We start from the raw sequence: 13,567 nt of genomic DNA, 5'->3' as shown, positions 1-13,567 counted from the left end.
TCAGCCCCAGATGGATGTCACCCATTCCGGGTGGTCGATGAACGGGTTGCGGTTGTGCTGGAACTGGTCGTAGATGACCTGGTTGCGCCGCTTCTCGAAGGCATCCGGCGGGTCCTGCTGGCTCCAGGTCTTCAGCACGGTCAGCTTGCCGATGTAGGGCGCGGAGCCGTTGTTGACGCTGTTGTTGACCTCAAGGTCCGGCCAGCCGTCGGTGCCCGCGTAGCGCACCGCCATGTAGAAGATCATCCGCGCGACGTCGCCCTTGACCGCGTCGCGGGGCTCCCACGAGTCGGCGTCGGTGAAGCAGTCCGGGCACTCGGCGGCGGGGGAGCCGCCGTTGTCGAAGTCCTTGTTGCCGCGGTTGGAGTTGACCGTGACGTCCTCGGGGCGCAGGTGGTGCACGTCGGTTCCGGGGCCGGTCGCGGTGCCGAAGTCGCCGTGCGACTTGGCCCAGACGTGCTCGCGGTTCCAGTCGTCGACGCCACCGCCGTTGGTCGACTTGCTCTGCGAGCGGCCGCTGTAGAGCAGGATGACATTGGACGGGTTCGACGGGTCCTCGTCGGTGGCCTTCAGCGCGTTCCACACCGCGTCGTAGCTGAGCTTGGTCTGGGCGCTGATGATCCGGTTCAGCTCGTTCTTCAGCGACGTGCCGGACAGGCCGATGGCCGTGCGGTAGTACGTGCCGTCGTAGTCACCGGGGGTGGTGGTCGTCGTGGGCGGCGTCGTGGTCGTTGTGGTGCCGTTGACCAGCGCGAACGCGGTCGTGGCGGTCAGTCCCGCGTGCGAGAAGTAGGCGCTGAGCTTGCCGGTGACGTCGAGCTGCTTGCCCATCAGGCCGGGGTTGCTCTGCAGGCCGTACGCCGACCGGAAGGCCGACGTGATCTGCACGTAGATCATCTGCGAGGTGCTGGTCTGGCTCGGCGAGTCGGCCAGCGCGAGGGCGTAGTCGTTCGGGAAGCCCGACCGGATGACCGTCGTGGTGCCGGTCGGCTGCCCGACGACATACCCGCGGACGGTGCCCGTGGCCCCGGTCTGCTGCCCGATCGCCTGGGCGACGGTGAGCGGGGCCGCGGCGTGCGCGGAGGTTCCCGGCACCTGCACCCCGATGACGACCGCGGCGGCCACGGTCAAGATGGCTAAGAGATTCCAGGCTCGACGCTTCGCGAACATGGGAGACGCCCTTTCCCCGACGGCTGGTGACCCCAAGTGACTGGTCAGTTCTCGTTCGTAGGAAAGCGTCGCACGAGATCACCCACTATCGAGTGAATTGCTTGGAACGGTTCTCCGTCCGTCCGGTGATCGCTAAGCCGGGGGCGAGAACAGCACCCGCGCGATCGCGCGGGTCATCTCCTCCGGGTCGCGGTCGACCTTGCTCATGCCCCCGGTGATCCACAGCGTGGCGAAGCCGTGCACCAGCGACCACGCCGCCACCGCCGCCAACCCGGGATCATGTCCACCCGCGACGGTGTCCACCCCCCGGTTCAACTCCGCCGTGGCCCGCTCCCGCGCGGCGACGACGTCGGCGTCGTCCGGGTGGTAGAGGTCGGGTCGGAACATCACCTCGAAGTGCGCCTTGTGCCCGATCGCGAACCGGACGTAGGCCACCCCCACCTCCCGGAAGTCCCCGGTCGCCGCCCACGCCTCCCCAAGCGCGTCGGCCAACAGCGCGTACCCCTCGGCGGCGACCGCGCTCAACAGCCCCGCCTTGTCGCCGAAGTGATGCACCGGCCCAGCGTGCGACACCCCGGCGCGCCGGGCGAGGTCCCGCAGGCTCACCCCGCCGGGCCCGTGCTCCCCGATCGCCTCGACCGCGGCGTCGAGCACCGCCCGCCGCAGATCGCCGTGGTGGTACCCGCGCTTGGTCATGCGGCCAGCCTATCTAGTCATTGACAAGATGTCTCGACTGGCGCAATCTTGTCAGTGACAAGTTTGTTGAGGAAGGATCCGCCCGATGGCTCCGCTGATCATCCTGATCGTCACGACCCTGGCCCTGTTCGCGCTGGGCAGACTGGGTGTACGCGCCTTGCGCCCCTGGCAGAACCCACTGCGCGGCGGCGTGGCGGCCATGTTCACCGCGACCGGCATCGCCCACTTCGTCGGCATGCGCGACGAACTGATCCGGATGGTCCCCCCGGACCTGCCCGCCCCCGAACTGCTGGTCACGATCACCGGCATCCTCGAACTGGCAGGCGCGATCGGCGTCCTCTGGCGCCCCACCACGCTCTGGGCTGCCGCGGGCCTCAGCGCCATGCTGGTGGGCATGTTCCCGGCCAACATCTACGCCGCGAACCACGGCCTGTCCCCATCCTTCGGCGACCAGCTGGCCCCCCGAACCGCCATGCAGATCGTCTTCCTCGCCGCGACCCTGGCCTTGGTCTGGCACTACGCCCGAGCGAGGCGGGTGACGGCGAGCGTCTAATCGGGGCGACGGACGATCGGGATCCGACCGCCCGTCGTCACCCCCTGCGGGACAGCCCCGGCCGACGCCCGCGGCCTCGTCCACGGGTACATCTCCCGGCTGGGCAAAGCCCTCGCGCCGCCCGGATGTGCCGTCGATGTCCTCGCGATGAGGTCGACGTGCACCGCTCCGGCAGGCGGAGCGCATCGCGTCTTCCTTGTACGCCAAGGGTAACCGCGCGATCGCACGCGAGCACTGGCGGAAAACGCTTGCCCACTACGAGGCGATGGGGCTGACCGACGTGGACCGGGTGCGCGCGTTACTCGGGGATCAGTCCATCTCTTGACGGACCGCCACGCCCGGGGGAGGATCCTCCGAAACTCAAGTGGTTTAGACCACATACCCCCGTGGTCGAACGCCCGCTAGCCCCCTCACCTGCTGCCCCGCACCCGGCTCGGCGGCGTGGTAAGCCCTGCACTTGTCCTCCTCGTCCCCTTGCACGGAGGCCCCGCTGTGAAAACCAAACTCTCGCGATCGCTGGTCGCGGGCATCGTCACTCTGACCCTTGCGCCGTTCGGTGCGAACCTGGTCGCAGAAGCGCAGGTGAACACCGCGCCACCCGGAGTGGTGCCCGCGCTGCAGCAGTGGTCGGGTGGAACGGGCCGCCTGGTCCTCACCTCGACCAGCCGCGTCGTAGTGCCCACCGGGGCCTCCGCGAAGCTGCAGGCGCTCGCCGCCCAGGTCGTGGGTGAGGCGGCGGAGCTGACGCCGCTGCGGCTCACCGTCGCCACCGGCACCGCTAGTGCGGGCGACATCGCCCTGCGTGTCGACTCCGCCGCCGACTTCGGCGCCGCCAAAACGGAGTTGCGGCCCGAGGCGTACCGCCTGGCCGTCGGCGCGTCCGTCGAGATCGTCGGCGGCAGCGACAAAGGTGCCTACTACGGCACCCGGTCGCTGCTCCAGGCGATCGTCGGCTCGCCCGACCGCGTCAGCCTGCCGGTCGGCACCGCCGTCGACTTCCCGGACTACGCGATGCGCGGGTTCATGCTGGACGTGGGCCGCCGCTTCTTCACCCCGGAGTTCATCCAGTCCTACCTGCACTGGATGGGCTGGCTGAAGCTCAACACCCTGCAGCTGCACCTCAACGACAACGAGATCAACCCGCCGAACGGCGACTGGTCGCAGGCACAGTCGGCCTTCCGGCTCGCCAGCACCAACCCCGCCTTCGCCGGGCTGGCGGCCACCGACGGCTCCTACTCCCGCGCCGACTGGGACGCCTTCGAGAACACCGCCGCCGCGAACGCCGTGACGATCATCCCCGAGATCGACTCGCCGGCCCACGCGCGCGCGTTCATCAAGTTCAAGCCCGAGCTGGGCCTCAACGGAGGCAACTCCGACCACCTCGACCTCGGCAAGCCCGCGACCACCGAGTTCATGAAGAGCGTGTTCGCCGAGTTCACGCCCTGGTTCCGCGGCCCGGCGGTGCACATCGGCATCGACGAGTACCCGACTGAGTTGGCGGGCCAGTACAAGACCTACGTCAACACCCTGGCGCCGTACGTGCGGTCGCTCGGCAAGAGCGTCAACGCCTGGGGCAGCTTCACCCAGATGTCCGGCGGCGGCGCGGGCTACGACAAGAACATGGTCATCAACAGCTGGAACAACGGCTGGTACTCGCCGACGGCCGCGATCGCTGACGGCTACAAGGTCATCAACTCCAACGACGGCCTGCTGTACGTGGTCCCGTTCGCGAACTACTACCACGGCCAGGGCCTCGACGGCCGCAGCATCTTCACCAGTTGGGCACCCAACATCTTCGGCGGCACCCACAACCTCACCGCCCAGCACCCAAGCCTGCTCGGCGCGATGCCCGCGGTCTGGAACGACCTCGTGCGCGCCACCTACACCGAACTGCAGGTGCACGGCCTGATCGAGAAGAGCTTCGCCGCGCTCGCCCAGAAGATGTGGTCGCCCACCAAGGGCGGAACCGACTACACGGCGTTCCTCGGCAAGGTCAACGCGGCAGGCCAGGGCCCGGGGACGACCTACCTGCCCGACACCCTCGCCCCCACCCGCACCCCCGGTGACCTGGCGATGGGCCGCCCGGCGACGGCGTCGTCCACCGAGTCCCCTGACCTCCCCGCGGCGAGCGCCGTGGACGGCTACGACTCGACCCGCTGGTCGAGCGCCTACAGCGACAACCAGTGGATCCAGGTCGACCTGGGCACCCCGCAGCCGTTCTCGTCGGTGCGCCTGAACTGGGAAGCCGCCTACGGCAAGGACTACGACATCCAGACGTCGAACGACGGCACGACCTGGACCACCGTCGCCCAGCGCCGCGGCCGCACCACGGCGGGCGTCGACACGCTCACGTTCCCGACCGCCACCGCGCGCTACGTCCGGGTGCAGGGCATCGCCCGCGGCACCACCTACGGCTACTCCCTCTACTCATTCGAGGTGATCAGCGCCGACCTCGCACTCGGCCGCCCCGTTACCGCGTCGTCGACCGAGACCGCCAACTTCCCGGCGAGCTACGCCGTGGACGGCAACGAGTCAACCCGCTGGTCCAGCGCCTACAGCGACAACCAGTGGATCCAGGTCGACCTCGGCTCGTCGCGGACGTTCAGTTCGGTGCAGCTGAACTGGGAAGTTGCCTACGGCAAGGACTACGACATCCGCGCCTCCACCGACGGCACGACCTGGACCACCGTGGCCCAGCGCCGCGGCCGAACCACGGCGGGCGTCGACACGCTCGCGTTCCCGACTACCACCGCGCGCTACGTTCGCATGCAAGGCATCGCGCGCGGCACCACCTACGGCTACTCCCTCTATTCCTTCCAGATCAAGCCATAGCCAAAGTGACGGCTGGGACACCACGTGGTGTCCCAGCCGTCTAGGTGTCTCAGCGGTTCTGCGGCGCTTGGTCCAGTGGACCAACGGGGTGCCGATCGCCGCATTCGACGCGGAAACGGCCTGACATGTTTATCGGTTGGGTTGAGGTTGGGCAGGCAAACACCGCCTCGGCCAGCTCGAACAACGCATCCGACCGACGCGGCAAACACCGTAGAACTCCTCACGGAAACCGGCCAGGTCCTCGAGCGCGTCGGCACCGCCGACATCGTGCACACCGACCAACTGAAGCCCTTGGTCGTGACCATCCTTCTGTCGCAGGAGGAATGATCAAAAAACGGCTTCACCTATGATCAATTGGGATCTCGCCCCGGCAGGTCGAGGCTAAACCCAAGCTTGGCCGAGTCTGATAATTGATTCTGTGGCGAGAGCGCACGGGATCGCCGTGCCGGGATGTCCCCGCCCGTTACAGGCCGTGGTATACCGTCGATGAGCGGTTCGCCCGACCGACACGGTCCACTCCACGACCCCGACCGCGTCATCGTGGGTCTGCGACTCCACGATCACCGGAGGGCTCTAGCTAGCCCACCGCCGGGGCGCGTGACAGAGGGCGGCTGAGGGCCCGCCTGGTGGTGCGCAAGCCGGCTGGACACCACCACCGCACCCGTAAGCGGCGGGCCGATCCCGGGCCGAGCCGACCGCGACGATCCATCTCGCCGTCGATAGGCGCGGTCTGCCGCTGTCGACACGGCTCAGCGGCGGCAACACCCATGACGTCACCGCGTTCGCCGACGCCCGCGACCCGACGCATACACGAAGCGCAACGCCGTCGAACGATGCATCAACCGACTCAGACAGTTCCGCGCGATCACCAGCCGCACGACTAACGCGCCAGCCGCTGCCTCGCCGGGATCCAGCGCGCCTCACTCGTCCTCGGCTCCGCTGAATTGTCAGACACCGCCTAGTGACCCCATCGGCAGTGTGAGTGTAGTCCGTTTAGTCGAGCGTCGGGTCGTATCGGTTCTCTGCGATCCGATCGGCTCGCTCAGCTCGTAGGTGCTAGGGAGGCATACGCCACCACGGCAACCAATGTGAGTTTGCAGGGAGTAGATGTGAAATGGCGCGACTGAGACGCCGCTTGACGGCAATAGTGGGAATTCTGCTGAGTCTTCTTGGCTTGGCAAGCTTGCCGGCTGTTGCCGACCCAAATGATTACCCTCCGAGTAGCTGCAGCTTCTGGGGTCCCATCGGCCCGGCAGCTGTCGGGTTTCGATTCGAAACGGACTATGTATACTACAAGTTCGTCAACTGTCAGATGCCGACACCAGGCGAAGTACAGCCGGACTATCAGCTGACTGTCCACTATGTGGACCGCCCGTCGGTGATCTACTGTCTGTCCAACATGCTCACTGTTGACATCGGCGCCTTGCCGATGAATGCCGCCGCCCGAGTTCCCGGGATGATCAACGGCCCGGTCGGTGAACCTGTATTGGCGCGAGATTGCAGTGAGACTGCTGTTCCACCGGATCCGCCGCGTATACGCGTTTCTGGCGCAGTCCACGTGCCTCCTGCCGACTTTGCTCCGGTCGGATCAGAGCCGAGTCCGCTAAAAAATGCCAGCTATGCTGTCAAGGGTTTGATCAGAGGCAGTACAGACTCAAACGCCCCGCTGCAGCGTCGGACGATTAATGCGGGGCCAGGTAATAGTGGACCTGAGGTGACTGGCAATCTAGATGAGCTGGGGCGATTCACCCTGGACTTCACCTATCCTGCGCCCACATACGTCTTGTCCGACTGGACGACCTATTATGGCTGCGAAGCTATTCCGCCGTTTAGGCCCTTCCAAATGTGGACCGCCTGCGCTGATGGCGATTTGCAGCTGGAGATCTACGCCGATAGTACGGATGGAATCCGCGTAAACGGGCAGGACGGGCAGAAGGCGGTTCTGGCGACGATTGATCTGGGGCTGTTCTTCCAGCGAGAAGACAACCAGACCCACATGGTGGACAACGAACCCGCTCATGCTTATGTCGGCGTCTACAACGTTTTCGACCTTGTGGACGGCTTGCCAGAAGGTCAGCGATTCGACGGCGTTACCGTCAATCTGCACGCCACGGAACCAGGATCTGGTTACGGTTACAACCATGCGACCGGCAGTATTGATGCGAACCGGTTCAGTGTAGAGCACTCTGAGATTGAGCTCTTTGCGGGACATCGATACTATCATCAATTGCTCGGAGTTGCTTCGCCTGGCGTTCCCGAGAACTGTCGCTACGATCAATTCGCCGACCATACGAGCGATGAATGCGCGTTCCAGCTCGGCTTTGCGGGTGCGATTGCCAATGCTGCCGAAGTCACCCACGATGAGAACCTGCTCACTGTTGGATTGGCTGGCTATAACATCGAGGAATGCACTAAAGAACTATTCGGCCCGATTCAGGCGTGTGAAGAAGGAGATGACGTCCCGGGGCGTGTCGCGGCAGGGATGCGTGACGTCTTGGACGACTCTTCGCGAAACGAGACGACGAACGGCTTCACTGATACTGCGCACGAGGAATTGGGCAAGCTCACTAGCTTGATATACACGACTAAGCCCGCCACGATCATGGACTTCACTGGCGATTGGCGTGCCACCTATGGCGGCACTATCAAGATGGCCATGTTCATGAACACGCTGGTCTACTACGATCTGCAAGATGACACCGAGAATGCTCGCCTTCAGGGTGAGCGCTGGGATCGCGTAGCCTGCTCTCAATGCCGTGGTGGGAGTCAGCTTGTCAACTCCGGATCAGGTGTCGGCCCTAACCTCCTATGGGACCTCAGACGCAATATCACAGCACCATCTCCGGTGGAAATTCTCGTCCGACTTACTCCGGATCCCTTTAACGAATACGAGGCCCAGTACGTTGTCACAACCGGCGCTGGCGGTGCCGTGTTCACACTGGACCAGGCTAGAGTCAACGACGGATGGTATAGCCTGAGTTCTGCTGGGGTTGGCGTATTCGATCCAGCCATGCCGGATTCTGGTACGTTGTCTCTCCGCAGAGCCAACAATAACAGCATCCGCACACTTATTGCCGACGCGGTAATCGTCGCTCCCAGCGAAGCCGAGGTGGTCGACTTGCCTCGGGTCACAATCTCTGGGCGAGTTGAGAACCGGAAGCCAATTAGCCAAGAGACCTCGAAACCCCTGAAGGGTGCCCACTTTGTTGCGAAGTGGAGAGACGCGAATCTCGACTGGCATGATCTTAGGCGTGGTCCTGGGAACACCGGCGATGTGGTCGAAGGATATCTTGGTCAAAATGGCGAGTTCACCCTCGAGGACATCATTTATCCGACACACTACACTCTTCCGGATGGCACTAGGTGGACTGGGTGTACTCCAGGGGGAACACCTCTCAATGCATCGCATTTTGCGTGCTCGCCGCATGACTTCATACTTGAGGTTCACGCCGAAAATGAGGACGGCAGTATTGTTGTGCGTATGAGCGAGAGCCGGTCGGACGTGGCGATAGCGGCTACCGTAGAACTCGGCGAGTTCTTTCTGAAGCCGTCAGGTCACACGTATCAGAATAAGCACTATGAACACGCAGCGTTTCCGTACGTGTCCGCACAGAACGTAGCCGATGTGCTGGCCGGCGCGCCTGAAGGGTTGGGCCTCGGCGACATTGAGATGTACCTAGGTGGCGACGGGTCGGGCACTGAGTATGTCGCTGGCGAGGCGAAGGTACGTGTGGATCCGAGGACCGCAGACGCGAGCAACACCGAAGTCGCGGTTTCTGCGGCGTACCTGGACAGGCTGCACGGAATCTTCTCGTCACCAGGTCTTCCTGAGGGCTGCAACTATATGAGATTCGACGAGGAAGCCGGAAAGGAGTGCGGATTCAATATGGGCTTCCCGCTCTTCCTTGCGGCGCTCGCGGAGCGCAACGTCGAGTTCGATGCGCCAACGCTACTACTCAAGAATTTTGATGGTGGGACCCACGATATTCCGCCGTCCGAGTACTCGAAGTATCTGCGCATAGACAGTTGTGCGGCTTCCAATGCTGAATGCAAGTCCGGTTCCGGTGTACCTGGAAGGGTTGCGGGTTGGCTATGGGATCTGACCGACCCGGCTGGTGAGCGTGTCGATCCGCTAGATGAGACGGAGATGGCTGGATTCGATGACGAGGTTGCCAACACCTCTATTTTCGCGATAGCCGCAACGATCGCTGACACGACTCCGGATTCATTCGAAGAGTTCTTTGGAACATGGAAGCAACGTGACAACGGCGCTTACATCGAAGCTGACACGAATCTCGCCTTCCTCAACACTCTGCTGTACTCGGGTCTGTTCGACAATCCCGATGCGTCCGGCGCTCAAGGTACTTGGACGATCGAAAGCTGCGGTGAACTCAATGAACGCAACCGCCGTTGCATGAACGGATCGTTCTTGAAATCAGGCCCGAATCGCGCAGGTGCGGACGACTTGATGAAATGGGATGTAAGCTCGGCGATGGTCAACGGTGTCGCGAAGTATGACATATATGTTCATATTCCGGACATTGTCCCAGTCCAGGAGCGGGATAGCTCCGCGGTGTACCGCCACGGTGCCGAAGGGTCGCCAGTTGACCAAAGCGCGTCAACAGGGTGGGTGTTACTCAACAAGCATGGATCCGAGATTTCTGCCAACAACGAAGTATTGCTGACGAGAACGGTCGTAGGTACAACTGGTGATCATCTGAGTGCCGATGCCATATTGATTGTCCCGCACGGATCTAGCTGACGGATTCAGGCAGTGCTATCGAATTAGTGTGGCTGGGCTTGTGTTTTACAAGCCCGGCCACACTCCGTATTGACGTCATGCGAACGCCGTGCGAGCCGAGTTGTCGGGGACCGGTTTGGCGAGAACTGGGCGGGTGCCTCAAAGTGAGTGGCCTGAAGGCGGTCGCGGGTTCGGCGGGCCATTGACTACGTAGGTGAGCTTCCGGCGCGACGGGCCGACGACCAGAACCCTGCGATATCGGCGACCTTGTGCCCAGCCCGGTTCGGGCTGGCAGACAGCGGACGCTGTGCGGCGACTGCCGCCGTCCAGTCGGCGCCTCCGCGGCGGCCGAACGGTAGCTCGTCGACGACCGGTTGGCGGGTTCGTGTTGGTTCGCTGTGGCGGGTTGTGCCGTCGGGTCTTTGGGCCTGGCCAGCGGTGCGCGGGCCGTTCCGCCGTTGGCGGCGATGGTTTGTCGGACGATCCTTCCTGACTGCGATGCAGGTTCGCGCTGACTGCGGCCAATGAAAGATCGGTCTGGCACAAAGTGCCAGACCAGAATCAACTGGCCATTGACCCGCCTCGACGCTGAGGGGCGTTGATAGACCGGGATGTCCGTGGCGCCTATCGTTCCGCGCGGGTGGTCCGTCGGGATTCCGTGGCTGTCCCACAGTAGCCGCCAACGAGCTCTGGTGGGCGAGTTCAGCCGGTGGAAGCACCTGATTCGAGGAGTTCGGTGAATACCTCGCTGGGTTTGCGCCAGTGGTGGTTCTTACGGGGGGCTTGGCGGCGATGGCGGCCAGGTAGCGGGGGTCGCTGGGGATGGTGAAGCCTTTGGGAGGAACTCGCGGGCGATGCGGTTGAGGTTTTCGTTGTTGCCGCGTTCCCAGGGCGAGTGCGGGTGGGCGAAGAACACCGGCGACCCAGTCGCGGTGACCTCGGCGTGCAGGGCCATCTCCGAGCCGCAGTCCCAGGTCAACGAGCGCTTCAGCGCTGCCGGGAGCGGTCCGACGGCGGCGATGATGGCCTCGGTGACGGTCAGGGAGTCCCATCCGGTCAGCGGCACCAGGATCAGGAACCTGCTGGTCCGCTCGACCAGGGTGGCGACGGCGGTCTTGCCCGTTGCCGATCACGAGATCTCGTTCCTGCCCGGGCACCGCCCGGCCTAGGGCTTCGACGGGGTGTTCGTCGAGGTAGCGGGGCTCTTTGATCCGCGGAGCCGGAGCCGGGGCCGGGCGTGGCCCGGTCCGGGTGGTGCGACCGGTCCGCAGCGCGACCAGCTCGCGACGCAGTGTCGCGACCGGCTGGGCATAGACCCACTAGTAGATCGCTTCATGACTCACCCGGCAAGCATCCCGCAGCCCACCGTGATCACAGGCCACCCGCGCCGCGATCGAGGCCGGGTGACCAACCCCCGCCGCAACCAGTCGATCACCGTGGCCAACAGGCGCGAACACCGCTCGACCGCCATCACCTTGGGCCTGGCCCGCGCCGACGCGGCACCCCGATCCGCCTCGACAACCCGATACCCGTCCCGCCCACCATGACGAGCGACCTCACGCGACACGATCGAGGCGTCCCGACCGATCCGAACCGCGATGTCCTTGAACTCCAACGACTCCGCCAAACCGCGCGAGATCTCCTCACGATCGGCCAACGTCAACATCCTGCGTACGACAGAGAATCCGTCCCCACCGAACACCAAGATCAGATGAACGACCGGCTGAATTCGCCGTGATCAGTTGAACTCTGGAATCGCAGTAACGGTCGTGCGGTCCACGCAACACTCGCGGTCGTATTCCTTCGAGTGTAATCGACCGATTTTAGAAGGCCCGTGGCACACCGGTAGCAGATCCGGGTCGTACGGACCAGAATTGGGTGGTCCATACGACCCGGAAACGCCAGCACTACATTGGAGTTGCGGCACGACTGAGTGCATCTTCCGATGCCTTTCAGGCACGAAGTCGCCGTCCTTCAACTAATCGCTTGGCAATACTGAATGCTGTGCGGATAGGTCAACTCTACGTGGTAGCAGTCAAATCTGGCTGATCGGCGGCGCGGTCAGAATGACGCGATGAAGGCGTCCTCGACATACTCCTGATCCTGCCCGGCTACAAGGTCGTTGGCGCGTGAAATGAAAGCGACCGCGCTCCCGTCGGCGGAAATGAAAGCGCTCCGACTGGCTGCGTTCGAGGCTCCGTCGAGGGCGCGACTGACCAGTGTCTTTCCATTCGATCCCGGAGTGCTCGCAGAACCGACGAAGACATCCTTCAGGATGCCGTTCTGGTCGCTCGTGGACAGGTTGTACGCTTCGCTTTCGAATGCGACGACGGCGCCGTTGGAGCTGATTGATGGATTGGCGCTCGGTCCGTTGGCCTGCAGACCATTAGGGCCAACGCTGACTCTGGTCGTCATGTGGGGGCTGCTGAATGTGGTGACGAAGACATCGGACTTCCCGTTGGTGTCCCCGCTGACAAGGTTTGATGCGACGGAGTCGAATGCCACTTTGCTGCCATCCGCACTGATCACAGGGTTGAAACTGCCTGCGTTGCCTTGAAGGCCAGATGTGGCGACGCTTACCCGGTAAGGAATCATGGTGCCCGCCTGCGGTCCAGCGAAGCGTGTCACAAAGATGTCAGATGAGTTGTTCGTGTCGCCCGAAACCAGGTTCGTGGCCAGCGACCGGAACGCGACGCGAAGGCCGTCAGCGCTGATGGATGGCGAGTAGCTTGGCCCGTTCGCGGCCGCGCCTGCCTGGAACGGCTTGCTGGCCATAAAGGCAGTGTTCGAGGTCCGGTCGAACACCAGAATATCGTAAGTCTGTCCGTTTGGATCTGATTCGGTGATGTTGGTTGCGTACGATCCGAAGGCGACACGCAGTCCGTCGCCGCTGAGTGCTGGTTGTCCGCTATCGTGATTCGGCTGGACTCCAGGCCGCTGGACGCGGGTCATCTGCCCGGTCTGCGTGTCGTATATGAAGATGTCCCTCCTCTGATTGGTGTCGCCAGGCACCAGATCTGACGCGGTTGAATCAAAAGCCACGATACGTCCATCGCTGGAAATCGACGGCCGGCTGTTGATCCCGTTTGCGGGAAGTCCATCCGGGCGCTTACTGATCAGCTGCACGGCGCCGGTAACGCGGTTGCGCAAGAAGATATGGCGCCCTGATGTGACCAAAGGCGGTACGAGGTTGCTCGAGACGCTTTCGAAGGCGGCGAACTGTCCGTTCCCGCTGACTGCGATGTCGTCGGTGTTGCTGTTACCCTCGACGTCGTTTGTGTTTCGGCTGACGATCTCGACACTACCGGGTGACGCCGCCACGGCCTGCCCAGTGCCGAGTACCACGGCAATGCACATCCCGATCGCAGCAGCCCCGATCATCGGGCCGCCCATGCTGTGAGTTGCCTTTCTCAATCCATCACTCCTGTCTTGCATGAGCAATCATGTCAACTGTTACTACGGCTTCCCTCGCTGTCTTGGTTCCGGCTGGCCATCCGGCCGACATACGTGCCTGTCTGAAGGAAGGGGTATGAGCGCGTTAGCACGACGACGACACCAGCGGTGTGTCGAAGAGC

General features: G+C 63.4%; 6 protein-coding genes and 1 pseudogene. 3 read left to right on the top strand and 4 right to left on the bottom strand.

Features of this window, described 5'->3' with window-relative positions; genetic code table 11:
- Complete coding sequence (locus tag ACSHT8_RS17105; protein ID WP_436491807.1) at nucleotides 1-1,170, bottom strand: endonuclease; 1,170 nt, start codon at nucleotides 1,168-1,170, stop codon at nucleotides 1-3.
- A 132-nt stretch (nucleotides 1,171-1,302) separates the two neighbouring features.
- A complete protein-coding gene (locus ACSHT8_RS17100; protein WP_436491806.1) occupies nucleotides 1,303-1,866 on the bottom strand; it encodes a TetR/AcrR family transcriptional regulator in 564 nt (187 codons plus the stop codon).
- Between the two features lie 85 nt (nucleotides 1,867-1,951).
- Between ACSHT8_RS17100 and ACSHT8_RS17095 the strand changes: the two genes are divergently transcribed.
- The 3 genes from ACSHT8_RS17095 (at nucleotide 1,952) to ACSHT8_RS17085 (ending at nucleotide 10,013) form a co-directional block, all read left to right on the top strand.
- Complete coding sequence (locus ACSHT8_RS17095; RefSeq protein ID WP_436491804.1) at nucleotides 1,952-2,419, top strand: DoxX family protein; 468 nt, start codon at nucleotides 1,952-1,954, stop codon at nucleotides 2,417-2,419.
- Between the two features lie 492 nt (nucleotides 2,420-2,911).
- Complete coding sequence (locus tag ACSHT8_RS17090) at nucleotides 2,912-5,251, top strand: discoidin domain-containing protein (RefSeq protein ID WP_436491803.1); 2,340 nt, start codon at nucleotides 2,912-2,914, stop codon at nucleotides 5,249-5,251.
- A 1,363-nt stretch (nucleotides 5,252-6,614) separates the two neighbouring features.
- On the top strand, nucleotides 6,615-10,013 hold the full coding sequence (locus ACSHT8_RS17085; RefSeq protein WP_436491802.1) for a hypothetical protein: 3,399 nt from the start codon (nucleotides 6,615-6,617) through the stop codon (nucleotides 10,011-10,013).
- Nucleotides 10,014-10,694: 681 nt separating this feature from the next.
- Here the strand turns inward: ACSHT8_RS17085 and ACSHT8_RS17080 are convergent.
- Nucleotides 10,695-11,658: pseudogene (locus ACSHT8_RS17080) on the bottom strand (IS30 family transposase).
- Between the two features lie 395 nt (nucleotides 11,659-12,053).
- Nucleotides 12,054-13,385, bottom strand: a complete 1,332-nt coding sequence (locus tag ACSHT8_RS17075) for a TolB family protein (protein WP_436491801.1) — start codon at nucleotides 13,383-13,385, stop codon at nucleotides 12,054-12,056.
- Nucleotides 13,386-13,567 lie beyond the last annotated feature (182 nt).

It is taken from the genome of Actinokineospora sp. HUAS TT18 (assembly GCF_051364635.1).
GTDB lineage: Bacteria > Actinomycetota > Actinomycetes > Mycobacteriales > Pseudonocardiaceae > Actinokineospora.
This window is presented reverse-complemented; position numbering and strand designations above follow the sequence as displayed.